Annotated in this window: 15 protein-coding genes; 6 read left to right on the top strand and 9 right to left on the bottom strand. The window is 38.7% G+C overall.

What is annotated here, in order from left to right; all coding sequences use genetic code 11:
- Nucleotides 1-32: 32 nt before the first annotated feature.
- The 3 genes from H5126_RS03010 to H5126_RS03000 are packed head-to-tail and all read left to right on the top strand — an operon-like array spanning nt 33 to nt 3,705.
- Entirely contained in the window at nt 33-2,573 is a 2,541-nt protein-coding gene (locus tag H5126_RS03010) for an EAL domain-containing protein (protein WP_182720027.1), read from the top strand.
- Nucleotides 2,574-2,595: 22 nt separating this feature from the next.
- A complete protein-coding gene (locus H5126_RS03005) occupies nt 2,596-3,405 on the top strand; it encodes a DUF2797 domain-containing protein (RefSeq protein ID WP_024597548.1) in 810 nt (269 codons plus the stop codon).
- Between the two features lie 6 nt (nt 3,406-3,411).
- Nucleotides 3,412-3,705, top strand: a complete 294-nt coding sequence (locus tag H5126_RS03000) for a hypothetical protein (protein WP_002957811.1) — start codon at nt 3,412-3,414, stop codon at nt 3,703-3,705.
- Nucleotides 3,706-3,718: 13 nt separating this feature from the next.
- Here the strand turns inward: H5126_RS03000 and H5126_RS02995 are convergent, their stop codons facing one another.
- The 6 genes from H5126_RS02995 to H5126_RS02970 form a co-directional block, all read right to left on the bottom strand.
- The gene (locus H5126_RS02995) at nt 3,719-4,636 is read right to left on the bottom strand and encodes a histone deacetylase family protein (RefSeq protein ID WP_182712045.1); all 918 of its coding nucleotides are present in this window, start codon (nt 4,634-4,636) and stop codon (nt 3,719-3,721) included.
- A gap of 100 nt (nt 4,637-4,736) precedes the next feature.
- Entirely contained in the window at nt 4,737-6,278 is a 1,542-nt protein-coding gene (locus H5126_RS02990) for a serine hydrolase (protein ID WP_182720026.1), read from the bottom strand.
- 15 nt (nt 6,279-6,293) lie between these two features.
- The gene (locus H5126_RS02985) at nt 6,294-6,788 is read right to left on the bottom strand and encodes a gamma-glutamylcyclotransferase family protein (RefSeq protein ID WP_024605481.1); all 495 of its coding nucleotides are present in this window, start codon (nt 6,786-6,788) and stop codon (nt 6,294-6,296) included.
- 27 nt (nt 6,789-6,815) lie between these two features.
- Nucleotides 6,816-7,454: a LysE family transporter gene (locus tag H5126_RS02980; RefSeq protein WP_182671445.1), complete on the bottom strand. Its 639-nt coding sequence runs from the start codon at nt 7,452-7,454 to the stop codon at nt 6,816-6,818.
- Between the two features lie 11 nt (nt 7,455-7,465).
- A complete protein-coding gene (locus tag H5126_RS02975; RefSeq protein WP_002957816.1) occupies nt 7,466-8,239 on the bottom strand; it encodes a hypothetical protein in 774 nt (257 codons plus the stop codon).
- Between the two features lie 47 nt (nt 8,240-8,286).
- Nucleotides 8,287-8,772, bottom strand: coding sequence for a CreA family protein (locus tag H5126_RS02970; RefSeq protein WP_182720025.1), 486 nt, complete (start codon nt 8,770-8,772; stop codon nt 8,287-8,289).
- A gap of 207 nt (nt 8,773-8,979) precedes the next feature.
- On the opposite strand from H5126_RS02970, the gene H5126_RS02965 reads away from it, so the two are divergent.
- Nucleotides 8,980-9,309, top strand: coding sequence for a 5-carboxymethyl-2-hydroxymuconate Delta-isomerase (locus tag H5126_RS02965; protein WP_002957818.1), 330 nt, complete (start codon nt 8,980-8,982; stop codon nt 9,307-9,309).
- A gap of 490 nt (nt 9,310-9,799) precedes the next feature.
- On the opposite strand, the gene H5126_RS02960 is transcribed toward H5126_RS02965, so the two are convergent.
- From H5126_RS02960 to H5126_RS02950, 3 genes are all read right to left on the bottom strand, one after another.
- Nucleotides 9,800-10,201: a hypothetical protein gene (locus H5126_RS02960; protein ID WP_182720024.1), complete on the bottom strand. Its 402-nt coding sequence runs from the start codon at nt 10,199-10,201 to the stop codon at nt 9,800-9,802.
- Nucleotides 10,198-10,722 (bottom strand): hypothetical protein, encoded by a 525-nt coding sequence (locus tag H5126_RS02955; protein ID WP_024600169.1) that lies wholly within the window; start codon nt 10,720-10,722, stop codon nt 10,198-10,200. The genes H5126_RS02960 and H5126_RS02955 overlap by 4 nt, the downstream gene beginning before the upstream one ends.
- A gap of 526 nt (nt 10,723-11,248) precedes the next feature.
- Nucleotides 11,249-11,440, bottom strand: a complete 192-nt coding sequence (locus tag H5126_RS02950; RefSeq protein ID WP_182720023.1) for a hypothetical protein — start codon at nt 11,438-11,440, stop codon at nt 11,249-11,251.
- A gap of 174 nt (nt 11,441-11,614) precedes the next feature.
- Here H5126_RS02950 and H5126_RS02945 point away from each other — a divergent pair, with 174 nt between their 5' ends.
- A complete protein-coding gene (locus tag H5126_RS02945) occupies nt 11,615-15,541 on the top strand; it encodes a two-component regulator propeller domain-containing protein (protein WP_182720022.1) in 3,927 nt (1,308 codons plus the stop codon).
- Between the two features lie 151 nt (nt 15,542-15,692).
- Entirely contained in the window at nt 15,693-16,052 is a 360-nt protein-coding gene (locus tag H5126_RS02940; RefSeq protein ID WP_182720021.1) for a hypothetical protein, read from the top strand.
- Nucleotides 16,053-16,070 lie beyond the last annotated feature (18 nt).

The raw sequence follows: 16,070 nt of genomic DNA, 5'->3' as shown, positions 1-16,070 counted from the left end.
TAATTAAAAGGTTTTTTAAAAGTAAATTAACGTTGGAACTAAGAACTTTACGTTACCATGCAATTGCTGTTGCCATACTGATTTTTATATTTTTTATAATCAGTACATTGGCATCAAACTTAGTCGTGCCTACACGATATACAATTGATAAAACGGCTCCAATGTACCTCGATTACGCCTACTATATTGACGAAACCAAAACTAAAACATTCGATACCATCATTAACCAACCTGAATTACTTACTCATCAACCATTTTCAGATGTTCCATGGAGCTTTAGCCAACAAAATTATTGGTTGTTTCTTGATTTAGAAAATAAAAGTATTAACAAGCAAAATGTTGTAGCACATTTTGACAACCCTATGGTCGATCACCTTACGGTTTATCGCCTCGATAAAAATAACAAACTAATTGAAACATACAAACTCGGCGATAAAGAAGAAGCCCTCTCTTTGTTTGAATACAGCGTACCGCATATTCGCTTTTTAGTAGAAAGAAAATCATCACAACGCCTAGTAATAAAAATAGACACAATAGGCATAAGTAAAACACCTGTAAACTTGTATCGTGATAAAGAGTTTATTGACTTAGTGCGCTCTCAAACTGGGATCTGGGGTATTTTTGTAGGCGTGCTATTGATGGCTGCGCTTTATAACTTGGTGCTTTATTTTGGTATAAAAGACCGTGTTTATTTAATTTATATTGGCTACATCGTCAGCGCTATTACACTAATGGGTGCAGTACTGGGCTTTGGTTTTTATTTATGGCCTAAGCAATGGCAGCTCTTTATTCACGAACAAATTGTGTTTAGTAATTATGGGGTCGCCTTTTTCACCCTTGCTTTTTGCACCATGTTTTTGCGCTATCATAAAGATAAATGTTGGCGTTACAAAATGAGTATAGCTCTACTTTGGCTTATGTTTACTCTTGCTGTATGTAGCTTGTTTATTCCTGAAAATATAGCGGCTCCTATATTTTTTGGTGTAATGGTACTGCTTTATATTACTTGTATTATTTTAATATATAACAAGTTACGCAGTGGTTTTAGGTGGGCTAAGTTTTATGTTTTATCATGGATACCGCTAATTTTTGGTGCGGCAATTCAACCTATGGAACTCACTGGTGTTTTACCGTATACCTTTGCAACCCGCCATGCCTTTTTAGTCGCTATTTTGTGCGAAGTTATTTTAATGGCGATGGCATTAGCAGACAGGGTAAGGTATCAGCGAGAACGTGCGCTTTACCATGCCACGCATACACAACAAACACGATTACTTAATAGCTCCAAGCTAAAACAAGCATTTATGGCACTACAGAGCCAAAATCGCTCAACAACGTTGTGTTTAATAAAAATACGTCACTTTAATTCACTCAATACGATTATTACCTCTTCTCAGGGCTACACACTTATAAAGCATATAGCCAAAGAGCTTGAATTAGAACTCAGCCATGAACGTGAATTTACAAACCTCGAAACAGATTTAAACACCAGTCCTCGCTTAGCCGATTTAAGCAGTGGTGTATTTGCCTGTATTTCTACAAAAACACAAAACCAAGAAATGCTAGAAGCACTACTGACTAAAATAATTAGTAGCCTACCAAAACAATATGAAATTAAAGGGCTAAACCTGCAGCTTAGTTACAGTATAGGTATTAGTAGTGCAGGCAAGACTAACGACTTTGAATATTGGTTAAAGCGTGGTTATTTAGCGCTTAAAAAAGCAAAAGGTAGCGTTAATCAAGTTGGGTCATCGTCAAACGGTAATAATCTGATGATGGACGTTGCTCTAGCCGCTAAGCTGCAACAAGCAATCAAAACAAATCAACTGGCGCTTTATTACCAACCTCAAATAAACTTATTAAGTAACCACGTAAGTGGTGCTGAAGCTTTATTACGTTGGCCCGACCCAACTTACAGCAACTTATCAATTGAAGAGCTAATAATACTTGCTGAACACACCGGTATTATTAACGAGCTAACACTGTGGGTAATAGAGCAAGCTTGTAAAGACATAGTTGAGCTTACTAAAAATGGCTATAACGAGCACACAATTAGCGTAAATTTAAGTGCTAAAAACTTAACCATAAATAATTTAGCCGAAAAAGTAGAAAATATTTTAATTAAATACCAAGTGCCGGCACACTTACTTAAATTTGAACTAACCGAATCGGCCTTCGTAGATAGTCAAGATGCACTTATAAAGTTAGTTGATGAGTTAACCGCATTAGGTATTAAAGTGGTACTGGATGACTTTGGGACAGGCTACGCGTCACTTAGCTACTTAGTTAATTATCACTTTAGTGAGCTTAAAATAGATAAGTCATTTGTTTTTGATTTGCCTAACAACCCAACTCACCAAGTTATTGTACAAACAGCCATTGATATGGCGCATAACCTCAATTTATCAATAACAATTGAGGGGGTAGAAACCCAAGAAATCCATCACTTGCTCAAAGATATGAACGCTGATTCCGCCCAAGGTTATTTATACGCAAAAGCACTGCCTTACACCGACTATTTACACTTCTTAAAAAGCCAATATAGCTTAAAAATGTTAGACTCCTCTTTTTAACATCTTTAGGGGCCAAGTAAAGATGCAAGGCACACTGCGTAAACTAAAATCGAGCTTAACCGAACCAGTACAATATCACTTACCTGTAGGTGAACACTTAGTAGACTTAAATGCATTTATAGGTAAGGAGCTTACGCTTACCTTTAGTGGCACTATTTTATGTTCTAACTGCGGTAAAAAAACCAAAAAAAGCTATTCTCAAGGTCACTGTTTTGTATGTATGCGCAAGCTTGCTAGTTGCGATATGTGCATAATGAAACCAGAAACCTGCCACTACGATCAAGGCACTTGCCGAGAGCCGCAGTGGGGCGAAGAAAACTGCATGATCCCACACTATGTGTATCTCGCTAACACCTCAGGTTTAAAGGTAGGTATTACCCGCCACACACAAATACCGACTCGCTGGGTTGATCAAGGCGCCACTCAGGCATTACCTATTTTTAAAGTGCAAACTCGCCTGCAATCTGGTTTAGTAGAAGTTGCATTGGCTGAATTTATTGCCGACAAAACTAATTGGCGCAATATGCTAAAAGGTCAAAACGACGCAATTGACTTAAAAGCAGCGGCAGCCGAGCTGATCCCACAAATTAGTGAAAAGCTAAACGAGCTCAGTGAATTATTTGGCGCAACAGCAATAGAGCAACTTGATGAAGATGTGGTTGATTTAAACTTTCCAGTAACCGAATACCCAACAAAAATCAGCTCATTTAACTTTGATAAAGACCCTGTTGTAAGTGGTGTTTTACAAGGTATTAAAGGTCAGTACTTAATCTTTGAAAAAGGCGTTATTAATATACGTAAATTTACGTCTTATGAAGTAACCGTAGGCTAACGGGCCATGTTAAACAGCTACCCACAATTATTGGTTATTTATAATGAGCTTGAGATAGCCCATAACCAACAAGAGCAACAAGAGTGCTTGCACAGCGTTACGCAAAGTGAGCTAAGCGATGTGCGAGTACTTAACAAGCAAGGTGACTACCTTAATTTACAAGGCACTGTTTGCCCTAAATTGAATGGCGAGCAACTAGCACAGCTTGTTACAGCTTACTTATTAAATGAAGGGCAATGCTGCCTTGGTAAAATCAAAACCCTAAGTACTGCGCAGGCGTTTGATTTACTAGGGCTATAAACACTCTCTTTATTTAAACCTCAGTAAGCACTTTTATATGCGCTACAGCACTGCGACCTAAAGCTGATAGCGCATAGCCACCTTCTAAATACGAAATAACCCCTTTACAACCGCCCTCTTTAGCAACACCACATAGTTGCTCGGTAAGCCAAATATAGTCATCCTCTACAAACTTTAAGCTTGCCATATCATCTTCTAGGTGAGCATCGAACCCTGCGCTTATAAAAAGTAATTCAGGTTTAAACGCTTTTAATTTTGGTAGCCATTGCCCAGTAAACACCTCTTTTAAATCGTCGCCATTACTGGCAATTGGCAGAGGTGAATTAACTATATGGCTATTATTTTTAACCGCTGTATTTGGATAAAACGGATACTGAAATAACGAACAAAGCAGTACATTTTCGTCATCAATAAAAATATCTTGCGTGCCATTACCGTGGTGTACATCAAAATCCGCAATAGCAATGCGCTTAACCCCTTTGCTTTGTGCGTACTTAACAGCAATAGCTAAGTTATTAAACACACAAAACCCAGATGATGAGTTTTTATTAGCGTGATGCCCTGGCGGGCGTACTGAGCAAAAAGCAGCATCGAGTTTATCGGCAAGTATTTCATCAACCGCTAACAATCCTGCTCCTACTGCCCGCTCAATCGCTTTAAACGAATCGGGGCACAGCCACGTATCGCCATCTAAATTAGCGAGCCCTTCTGTTGGTAGCGTATTTTCTACGTGTTTAAGTAAAGCTTCATCGTGAGCAAGTAAATAATGCTCACGCTCGGCCTTGGGTGCTTGTAGGTGTGTTAAGCCAACATCTACGCCGCTGGCAAGTAATCTATCGGTTATGGCATCTAGACGCTCTGGGCACTCGGGGTGGTCGCCTATCATTTTATGCTTACGGCAATGAGGATGAGAAATAACAGCGGTACGCATAAAAAGTCCCTTACAAGGTGTAAAAACTTAATATAGCAAAGCCACCGATGGGTGGCTTTGCGACTTTGGTTTATATCAATACTTTAAATATCAATATTAGCTATTTTGCTTTTAAATGTAGGTTTCTAAAGTCAAAGCTAAAGTCGGTCACTTGTGTTGATACCGCGCGCATTTTGGCACTGTTTACACGGTTTTGTGAGCTCATGTCAAAACGAATAAACGCATCTGCTTCTAGTAATTTTTCATCCCACTTAACAATAAATGTATTGCCAGTGTAATGCTCAAGAGTGCCTTTCAAGCGTTTAGTGTGGGTAAAATCAATGCGTAATTTACCATCTAACTGCTCAATAATTACATCGCCATACCAATCATCGTGTAATGTACCGGTGTAATTAATGTTTGGTAATTGTGGTTGGTAGTCAGCGGGGGCTTCTGGTTTTGCATTAGCATACGCTTGTTGCTTGCCTTCAAAATGACTTTTAGCTAAATCTTCTACCCAGTCTTTATCTTCAAGTTCAAGTGCATCTTCAAGCACTTCATGGGTTACTGCCGAAAGTGCACCAAAAGCTTGTTGATTAGATAAAATAACAATACCGAGGTTTTTCTCAGGCAATAAAGTAACTTGCGATACCATTCCCAAAATACCACCGCCGTGACCTAGCTTTTTAAAGCCGTGGTAGTCTTCAATGCTCCAGCCTAACCCATAACCCCTAAACTGCTGATGATACGATTCAAACGCACTTTTAGACGCCATAGATGTAATATGTGGGTGCCACATTTGCGCTTGTTGCTTTTCACTAAATAGCTGCTCGCCACTTGGCATTTTACCGCCTGCTAATTGCGTACGAAGCCATTGGCTCATGTCGCTTACACTTGATGCAATGGCGCCTGCGCCTCTAAAGTCCTCAAGGTAGTTCACAAAAAATGGATGAAGCGTGCCATCCATAGGAATATGACCTGTCGCCCAGTTTTTATTACTTTTTGGAATACGTGAAAAGCCCGCGCGTGAGTTATCCATGTGCAGCGGCTGTAAAATATTTTTTTCGATGTAATCGTTCCAGCTCATACCCGATACGCGTGCAACCACTTCACCAGCGGTAACAAACATCAAGTTGTTATAAGCGTACTTACTACGAAAACTGCTCGCTGGTTTTAAATACTGTAATCCCGCTAAAATTTCATCAACTGATTTATCGGTACTTGGCCAAATCATTAAATCGCCTTGCCCAAGCCCAAGCCCACTGCGATGGCTTAATAAGTCACGAATACGCATTTCGCGTGTTACGTACGAATCGTACAATCTAAACTCGGGTAAATGATCAATTACGCGATCATCCCAGCTTAATTTACCTTCATCAACCAACTTTGCCAGTGCCGCAGTAGTGAATGCTTTTGTGTTTGAAGCAATACCAAATAAAGTGTCTTTGTTTACTTTTTTGTTGGTATCGAGATTAGTTACACCAAAGCCTTTAGCAAATATTACTTTATCGTTTTCAACAATGGCAACTGCCATACCGGGTACGTCAAAACGTGCCATTGACGCTTTAATTACGTCGTCAATTTTGTTGGTATCAACTTGTGCCCAGCTGCTAAACGTAGTGCCTGCTAATAGTGCAATTGCGGCAAGTTTGGTTAATTTCATATCAATCCTATTTTATTATTTTTGATGAACTGCAAATTCAATTGCTGCGCGCTCTTGATTGGTGTCGCTTTTTTGTGCGCGATTTAATATGGCATCACTGTATTCTTTTGGTACGCCCGCTTCAAGTGAACCGCGATGAACGTGTTTTATGTACCAATCATATGGGAGTACATTGCTGTCATGGGTATTAGCTATATAACAATGTGCGGCTACAGTCTCACCCGTTAAAAGCGTTGGGGCTATATCTACACAATCGTAACCTACGCCCTCAATACCATCTAAAATAGCTTTTTCTTCTTCATTGAGCTCATAAATAACGCCGTAAACCAATGCATCTTCTTTATCGCTTGGACAAATACTGCATTTACCTGAGCCATCTTTAAATAGCATATCAAAAGTAAGCTCGTAGCCTTTAAGTATCGCAGTTCCTACACGCTTTACATTGGGCAAGCGCGCTAACAAACGGTTAGATGACATATTAGAACCAAACGAAAAATTATATAGCGGCATTTTTATCTCCTGCGCTTTTTGAATAAGTTAAATAACAACACGTACTGCAAGTGCAATTAAAATAATGCCAATTCCACGGTCAAACCAATAACCGCGTTGTTGGAAAAAGCCCCTTACATTATCGCGAGAAAGCATCATTGAAAGCATTGAAAACCACGCCCAAGTAGCCAATGCCATGTACACGCCGTAGCCGACCTGTACGCTAGTAGGTGTTGTTGGGCTAATCACGAGTGTAAATAACGACATAAAAAATAACGTGGCTTTTGGGTTTAATGCATTGGTGAAAAAGCCGCGCCTAAAAGCCACCCAAACGGGTTCCTCTTGAACGGTTTTGTTTTCAACATCTTTTACAGCCTCGCCTTCATTACTTTCAGGCGGTTTTGCAGCTCTAAGAGCTTGTACGCCTAAGTAAGCTAAATATGCACCAGCAAGGTACTTGAGCGCCATAAATAAACTAGGCGATTGCGTTAAAATAAGCGCAACACCTAAAACGCAATAGGCAACGTGCAGTAAAATAGCAGCGCCAACACCGGCGCTTGTCCACAATGCATTGCGCCTACCTTGTTGCACACTTTGCTTGAGCACAACGGCAAAGTCGGGCCCAGGGCTTGCTACTGCAAAAAAATGAGCAATAACAATCAGTAAAAATTCATCTAAGTATTCCACGCAGATCCTTGCTAGTTTGGCGAATAAGCTAATAACAGCGGGTTGGCCGAGTTATTTACCAATGCTTTAATTTCTTTTTGTGCTTTTTTAAACTGGCCACGTAAATGCGGCTTTAAATGCTTTTTAGACACTTTATCGTTTTTAAAGTAACTAATTAGGGCATGCATAAATACCGTATGCGTTTCACTTAACTTAGCTTCACGGTTAGCGTATGGGTTATAGCAAGAGCCACACCCGCCTTTAAACTGATACACCGTATTACTCATCATCACACCAAACCCTAAAAAACAAGCAAGTGCATCAGCAGCTTGTGGTAAATACTCCCTACCACCTGGCGGTAGCACCCCAACGTGATGAATAAGTATGGTGGCCAGAGTACCTGCATAACTTGCCACTAAATCTTGTGGCTGATTAATCTGGTTAGGATTAAAAGAAATATTAATCGTATGGCTTGGCGGCACAATTAGATGGCTGCCTTCGCCACGTATTTCATTGCTAAATTCAAAGTGTGGAAAAACTTGCGGTTGTAATTGCTGCGGTGCAACTAGTTGGATAGGCCATGCGTTCATACCCGCGTAATTAGTAACGCGGTTAAAAACATTACTCGCCATTTCTTCAATGCTCGATACCGAATCAGGGAAAAAAGTGGCCGTTGGCAGTATTATTTGAGTGTGCTTTGTAAAAAACTCAGCATCAAAGTTTTCTACAGCCCAAATAAATGTATCAATAAGCCATTGCTGTTCTTGCTGCTCTAATAATGGCTTTGATTTAAATAAAGCTAACATAGTGTGCTCTTTTAGGTTTTAGTTTAGGTACTTACGTAGGTGCTAACTTAGTCTTTTTGTGTAAGCGCCCAGTCCCACGCTTGAGTATTGTATAGCGGCACTGTTGATAGCGCATGGTGGTGGCTTCCACTGGACTCTTTAGTTGAGTACGATAAGTACAATAAAGTACGATTTTCAGCATCGTAAATACGACGCACTTTTAGTGATTTAAATAATATACTTTTAGATGATTTAAAGATCACCTCGCCCGATTTGCTACGGTCTATTTTTTGTAGCTGCTGCGCTGTAATTGGCCCCGTTTGACGACACGCTATAGACATATCAGAGGGATCAGAAAAGTCCAAATTAGCCTCTATATGACTAATATGACAAGTAACGCCCTCAACAATAGGATCTTGCTGCGAATTCACCACAACATCTTTAGTTGTAAATAACCCAAGGCTTACCGACGCAACATCGTCAGAGCAAGCACTTAACGTAACAATTGCACCTGCAAGTAAAGCTAAACGTTTAAATTTATGTGGTAATTTCATACTTATCCTTAATCAATATATAGGTAACTTAGTAGATAAGTTACTAAGCGAAGGTTCACCTGTTTGTTTTTATACTAACATCAAAAATAAATACGACTAAATTAGTTTAAAGTAAAGATTTTAGATAGCTCAGGGTTTAGTGACCCCTCTTGTATTTGGTACAATTACCTCTCGCTCATGCAGTAACTCATAATAGGAAACGCCTAAATGCCGCACATTATTATTGAACACTCAGAAGACCTCCCCGTTTTACCTCAAGTACTGGTAGAAAAAATTCATACAACCGCTTTCGAAAGTAACTTGTTTGAATTAGAAACCATAAAAACACGTGCTATTGCTTATCAGCAATATCAACTTGGCGCAGGAAAATCAGGGTTTATACATATCGCGGTACATATTTTGGCAGGACGCTCAATTGAGCAAAAACAAATGTTAAGCGAACTGCTACTTTCATGTTTAAAAACATATTGCAGAGCATCAGACAGTCTAAGCGTAAATATTTACGATATTGAGCATGAGATATACCGTAAAAATTAGTTAACTCTTGTAGCTTTGAGCAATAAAAGTAAACACTAGTAAGTAAAAAGCCCCAATAGGGGCTTTTTTGTATTAAATACTTGTTCACAGCTGTTTATAAAAACTTCTGATGAGTTACGAACGCCAGTAGATAACATTACTAATAAACAAGAAGAATGCGCAAAACACACTGTGAAAGAACAAAGAGGCTTAGAGCAACCTATGACAGTGCCTGGTAGGGAAATTAACTATCTGCAACGCTAAGATACTGACAGAGGCCGTAAATGTTCACTTTCAAAAGCATCTAATCGCGATCTGCTCTTTACTAACAGCACTCATAGACTTAAATATAGTTACGTATAAGGAAGGATGACTAAGCTACAAAATTAGGACTTAGCAGATCGCTAGCTCTTAAAATTTTACCACAAGAGCTAGACTACTTTAGAGCTGAAATTACTGAAACCTGTTTAAAATAATTATCAATATCAAATTACTTTTGAGATAACTCTATTTATCTACCGGATTTCTCTGATACTAATTTTTGTAACCAATAACCATCATGCTTTTCAAAAATATTAAGCCCTTCTTTAGTCTTGACTAAAACATTGTTACCAACAGTAGTATAATAAAGTGGGTTTGGATCAATCGATATTAATGCATGTACAATTCCTATCAAATCATCTGAAAGGTGCTCTTCTAAAACACTAACGTCTTTGATACCAATAGTTATGTATTCATATAGCTGTTTAGCAGTTATCTCAGACTTTAATTTATGCACAGAGGCATCTGCGACCCCCACACAATTTGTATAAAAATCCAATCCAAGCATAGTTTGTTTGTTTTCACATAACGATAAGTCTGAAAATTGTGCAAAACATGTGCTGGGTAGTAATAAAATTAATAATTTTTTCATCGGTCCACCTGATAACGCTCTTCAATATTCCAACTTCTCCAATCGGCAAATAATTTTTCAAACTGTTTTGGGGTTTGAGCAAAGCCATCTTCGATCGCTTGAATATCCCACATAGTTTTAATCTGAATACCAGTACTTAATGCATTTAAAACAGCAGCTGTTTTAAATGCTGGTATACCTGTCTTCACCTCAAGAGCCTCACCGGCAGCGTCTGCGGTAGCTTCGGCCATAAAAGCAGTTTTAGATAAATCTGAGGTTGGATCTGCAGCAGATAATATTTTAGGTATGGCCTTTTCAGCTATTAACTTAGTTAAATCTTTATACAGAGCGGTTTTTATTAGGTTACATCGCTGACGACTGTTAACAATGAAGCTATATTGCCGTTTAGATAATTTTGCGCCTGATAGCATATCAGCGCTTGTTGCAATCGCAACACACCCCATGACAGTTGTTGTATCTGCGTTTCTAATTTTTTCGCGCAAAACACCGATATTTCGTTCGATCATAATTTTATTTGACATAACATTCCCTCGTTCAATAAAAATAAAAGGGTACATCAATTTTTTATTACTTTCCACATTTGAATTATTTTATCTTTTTCCATTTTAAAAAAAAGGAGCACAGAGTAATTTCGGTAAGTAGATATTTACTTGGAAAGCTTGTAAAAGTGGTGGCCCCTCCCAGACTCGAACTGGGGACCTAACGATTATGAGGTCAGATACAAAGATTCTAAAACTGTGGCCAAAATTAGTTGACCACTACAGATATACTCCATCAAATTTAGATTTTCGATAAAAACCTGATTGTTTCTAGCCGTATGTTATTAACTAAAGAACACTTAAGTATGTCTGGTATTGAACCTGAACCCGTTAGTAAATGGCTTCGCTTTACTGGGCACTACTGTGGGATCCGTACGCGGATATTCTTTGATACGAGCATTAGGTACTTACTGTGTCTTGTTAAAAAAATCAACGGATCTGGATATCCTTTCAGGTGAAATAAACTCTGCACCTAACTATTCGGGTTCAGGCTAAGCAGGTGGGCTTTCTATGAGCTTTTGAGGGTTTTTACTGCTTGCTCGATTTTTGAATGCAGCGAATTAAGTTGGTCGTCATCCAATAGCTCAATACCAGCAATGTTTTCCAAAATAAGACCAATATGCTCACTAATATCATCGTTAAGATTACCTGATTCAATCAACATTTCGGCTATCTGGTTGATCTGATTGTTCGTTAGCATGATCTCTCCTTATTGATACCATATAACCTTCCTGTGGTTTCGATTTTGAGACAACGATGTTCTGGTACTTTGTCGGATGCCGACATGTGTGTGTCGGTTAAGTGTATGAGACCGAGTAAGAAATAAAGTATGATTTGCTTATCATTATAATAATTCTAAAAACTTAATTTGATTATGGCGTTACTACAGACGGTTTTACTTTTTATATTCATCTATTCGGCATCATCAGCCGCGCAATTTTTACCGAACCCTAACTACATCAGCTATAACATTGAAGATGGTTTATCAAATAGTATGGTATACACCATTGCTCAAGACAGTGATGGTTATATGTGGTTTGGGACTGAGGATGGGCTGAACCGTTTTGATGGTCAGAATTTTAAGGTTTACCGATATGATCCGACAGATGCAAATAGCTTGGCGGGAAATAGTATTAATCAGGTTTATCTGGCACCTGACAATTCGCTATGGATAGCGACCCATAATGGGATCAGCCAATATCATAAAGAATCAGATAGTTTTACTACCTTTAGAATTTCTTCAGGTTTATCACACAACAATATTCAAGCGGTACTTAAAGTAGGTGATGAACTATGGTTAGGCACAGATAATGGTTTAGATGTACTCAACATAACTACGCATGAGGTATCGACTTTTCCAATCAAAGATAACGCTTATGGAACGAGCCACAAATGGATTCGTTCACTTGCACGGCAAGGTAACTACATTTGGGTTGCTACATGGGGAGGTGGTTTAAATCGCTATGATCTTACGTTAAAGCGTTTTGATTACTTCCGTCATGATTCGAATGATAGACGCAGCCTGAGTGCTGATACTGTATATACCGTATTTAATACGACTGAGGATGAAATTTGGCTTGGAACAGTTCAAGGTGGCTTAAGCCGATTTAAAGCAGATTGTGAGTGCTTTGAACGATTTAACCCAAATCCAGAGTATCAGCAGTTGACTGTACCTAACTTGGCTGAAGACGCAGATTCGTTGTGGATTGCAACTAATAATGGTCTGAGTCAATTTTCATTTGAAACTCAAACGTTCAGCAATTACCCAATGCTTAAACCTTATGAGCTTGGAAATATCACCCGCGATGTTCGCTCAGTATTTATAAGTCGAGATGGCACCATTTGGCTAGGCAGTTTTCAAGGTGGTGTGATAGCCATTCCTGCTAATGGCTTTGCAATTCAAAACTATCAGTATTCAGAACAGGCTCAAAATAGCCTTAAATCCGACGATATAAATTCATTAACGCTCAACAATGGTTATCTCTGGACTGGCGCTGTTGGTGGCTTATATCGCTACCCAATTTCAGATGATGGTAGGTTGGGTAAAGCAAAGTTAGTGCTTGATACCTTTACCCTAAAAATAGAACGATCTAAAGACGGCAGTTTTTGGTTGGCGACAAACAATGGCTTGTATCACCTTGATGCCGCATTGAATACGATCTCACACAATGACCATTCCAAATTAATACCTGATATTGCTGGGGAAGGCGCAGTTTTAGATGTAGTTGAAACTACACAAGGCCAGATCTTTGTAGCGAATTGGCGTGGTGGATTAACAACGCTGGTGGATGAATATCAGGGTTATTTTAAGCAAGTGGGTGTTAGTGGCAATGCACGGGGTATTAAAGCAAACTCCAATATTTATGCACTTGCAGAAGGCCAGAGCAATCAACTTTGGATTGGTACGATGGACGGAGTAAATCGTTATGATATTGAAAGTGATGTAATTCACCACTACCCACTACAATTAAGCGATAACCAGCCCCAAGTTACTGTGTACTATGTGTATATGGATGATGCAGAGCTATACCTTGGCACCAGCAACGGAGTTTATCAATATCAATCATCTTCAGATACGTTTAAGCACTATCCGTTACCACTAAAAAGTCACTACATACAGGCTATAACCAAGGAGTCGCAAAACATCTTTTGGTTATCGACGTTTAATGGTCTGTATCGTTGGAATAAATCAACGAATCAACTAAAAGCATTCTTTAAACGCGATGGGTTACAAAGTAGTGAGTTTAATACCAAAGGTGTTGCAACTGGAGTTGATGGAAGCCTTTATTTTTCAGGTATTGATGGTGTTTCAAAAATTATTCCCGAGCGATTAGTGCAAGGTGATTCTGCCGCTAGTTTGAGATGGATTTCACCCGATAGCAAAGCATTAGTTAGTGATGCACTTAGTTTAGAGTTCATGGCGTCAACAGACACGATAGCACTTGAGTACTTCGTTGATGATTACTTTCAACCCGAACAACGCCAATTTAGGTATCGTTTAAATGAAGGGAAGTGGATTAATAATGGTAGTGCTAGCAGTATTCAACTCAGTGGTTTAGCAAAAGGCTTGTATCGCATTGAACTCCAATATTCACACGATGGAATAGAATGGAATAATGCACAAAGTGACGTAAATATCTTGGTGAGCCCACCTTATTATCAGTCAGATGTTGCACTCACCCTATATTTCTTATTATTGATATTCACAGGCTATGGTTATTATCGGTATCGAACAAGCTTTCTATTAAGGCAAAAAGCGCAACTTCAGAAAACAGTAGATGAAAAAACGGCTGAGCTAGCTTCTACGTTGGATCAAAAAAATCAGCTGTTTGCCAATATATCTCACGAGCTTAGAACTCCTATTACTTTAATCAATGCACCAATTGAACAATTAGCTCAACAACCTAGTTTAACTGACCAGCAGCAAAAGCTTATTCACTTGGCACAGAATAATGGCAAGCGATTATTTGGCTTGGTTGAGCGGATATTGCACCTTAGTAAAGTTGAACAAAAAGAAAAGCAAGTTGAGCATATTAACATTGATGACTTACTTATACGTTATGTGATTGCCTTTGAGCCTTTGATGCAGCAAAAAAAGATTGAATTAAAACAACATCTTAATAGTAATGCAATCATAGACGCACATAAAGATGATCTGGTTTCGATACTTGAAAACCTACTTTCCAACGCATTGAAATACACAAGTGCTGAAGGTTGGGTAAAACTCGATTCAATGCTGGTCGATGGTAAATATCAGCTTATTGTTGAAAATCAACACTCAGGATTAGCAAATGAACAAACAACCAAAATATTCGAACGATTCGAACGCTTAGGTCAATCCGACTCTGAACCAGGTTTTGGTTTGGGTTTATCGCTGGTACGAGATATATGTAGCCAAAATGGTTGGAAGATAACCTGCTCAAGTAAAACAGGTTCAGTTGCTTTTAGTTTAACCATTAATGATTTTTGCATAGAAAGCAATCAAGAGTCTCCAGCTCAAAGGCAAATAATAGAGCTTGGTGCTGGTAAAGCCGTATCTAGCAATCAAGAGCAACAATCACTGCTGATTGTCGAAGACAATGATGAACTACGAGGTTTCTTGGTCGATTTACTATCAAGCGATTATAAAATATTCAATGCAGCTAATGGTTCAAAAGGGTTAGAGCTCGCCATTGAACACATACCAGATTTGATAATCTCAGATGTCATGATGCCAGAAATGGATGGTTTCACGTTAGTTAAAGCCCTTGCTGAACATGATAATACCAGTCATATCCCAACTATATTATTAACAGCTAAAGCGGATGAAGAAAGTAAATTAAAAGGGCTCGAATTGGGAGCAGTAGACTACATAGCAAAACCCTTTGAAGCTCGGCAACTGCTCTTAAAAGTTAAAAATACACTAGAGCGCCAGAAGCTAAGATTTAAAACTCAGCAAAATCATGATGAACCCGTTGAAAATATCGTTAGTGAGCGCGATCAAAAATTCATTGAGCGTTTCAATCTAATAGTCGAAAAAAATTATGCTGATAATGAATTCAGTGTCGAAAAGCTCGTTGACTCAATTGCCATGAGTGAAAGGCAGTTACAACGAAAGTTAAAGGCACTATTTAACCAAACGCCAGCAGAGTACATTCGAAATTACCGATTGCTTAAAGCAAAGGAGTTGCTAATTGAAGGTAAATCTATTTCTCTGACTTCTGATTTAGTTGGTTTTAATTCTTCAAGTTATTTCAGCCGAAGTTTTAAAACCGCTTTCGGACAGTCTCCAAAAGACTTTATAACTCAGTCACCTAAGTAAAATACATGGCCGACAAAGCAAAAAGTCGGCTATGTACACCTATCTGTCGGATTAGTTCACCCTTAACTTACTGAATTTATTTACCTTTATTGTTGTTCCCTTTTTTAAACGATTAAGGGGTGTTCATAAAACAATCCTAAAAGAGATAAGTATGGAAAAACTCTTATTGCTAGTGCTGACTCTAATGTCGACTTCATCCTACGCAACGACAGACGGGGATGTCGAAAACTATTGTTTAGATTTTGGAATGCTCATTAGTTCCTTGGTTATTAATAAGGCTACCGAAAAACCAATAGATCTCACCGCGATCACCCAGAGAGGTGAATCTATTGGAGAACAATACGGAACTCCAAACTTTCAAAATTGGGCTAAAAGCTTTTCAACAACTGTTGTTAAAAAAATATCAAATATGACGCAGATGGAGGTGGTTGAAATTTATAACGAAAACAATGGTGACTTAGTTAGGCTTACGTCTGTTTTTAAGTATGTTTGTCATAAACAAATCAAATAGCGCCCAATGATAGTTTTC

The sequence above is a fragment of the Pseudoalteromonas sp. SG45-3 genome (assembly GCF_014164075.1).
GTDB classification, from domain to species: Bacteria; Pseudomonadota; Gammaproteobacteria; order Enterobacterales; family Alteromonadaceae; genus Pseudoalteromonas; species Pseudoalteromonas distincta.
The sequence above is the reverse complement of the archived record's forward strand: the minus strand, read 5'-3'. Positions and strand labels throughout refer to the sequence as shown.

What these genes read in the sequence shown, in the direction of transcription:
- H5126_RS03005 (WP_024597548.1), top strand. Translation starts at nt 2,596, where the DNA reads ATGCAAGGCACACTGCGTAAACTAAAATCGAGCTTAACCGAACCAGTA.
- H5126_RS03000 (WP_002957811.1), top strand. Translation starts at nt 3,412, where the DNA reads ATGTTAAACAGCTACCCACAATTATTGGTTATTTATAATGAGCTTGAG.
- H5126_RS02995 (WP_182712045.1), bottom strand. Translation starts at nt 4,636, where the DNA reads ATGCGTACCGCTGTTATTTCTCATCCTCATTGCCGTAAGCATAAAATG.
- H5126_RS02990 (WP_182720026.1), bottom strand. Translation starts at nt 6,278, where the DNA reads ATGAAATTAACCAAACTTGCCGCAATTGCACTATTAGCAGGCACTACG.
- H5126_RS02985 (WP_024605481.1), bottom strand. Translation starts at nt 6,788, where the DNA reads ATGCCGCTATATAATTTTTCGTTTGGTTCTAATATGTCATCTAACCGT.
- H5126_RS02975 (WP_002957816.1), bottom strand. Translation starts at nt 8,239, where the DNA reads ATGTTAGCTTTATTTAAATCAAAGCCATTATTAGAGCAGCAAGAACAG.
- H5126_RS02970 (WP_182720025.1), bottom strand. Translation starts at nt 8,772, where the DNA reads ATGAAATTACCACATAAATTTAAACGTTTAGCTTTACTTGCAGGTGCA.
- H5126_RS02965 (WP_002957818.1), top strand. Translation starts at nt 8,980, where the DNA reads ATGCCGCACATTATTATTGAACACTCAGAAGACCTCCCCGTTTTACCT.
- H5126_RS02960 (WP_182720024.1), bottom strand. Translation starts at nt 10,201, where the DNA reads ATGAAAAAATTATTAATTTTATTACTACCCAGCACATGTTTTGCACAA.
- H5126_RS02955 (WP_024600169.1), bottom strand. Translation starts at nt 10,722, where the DNA reads ATGTCAAATAAAATTATGATCGAACGAAATATCGGTGTTTTGCGCGAA.
- H5126_RS02950 (WP_182720023.1), bottom strand. Translation starts at nt 11,440, where the DNA reads ATGCTAACGAACAATCAGATCAACCAGATAGCCGAAATGTTGATTGAA.
- H5126_RS02945 (WP_182720022.1), top strand. Translation starts at nt 11,615, where the DNA reads ATGGCGTTACTACAGACGGTTTTACTTTTTATATTCATCTATTCGGCA.
- H5126_RS02940 (WP_182720021.1), top strand. Translation starts at nt 15,693, where the DNA reads ATGGAAAAACTCTTATTGCTAGTGCTGACTCTAATGTCGACTTCATCC.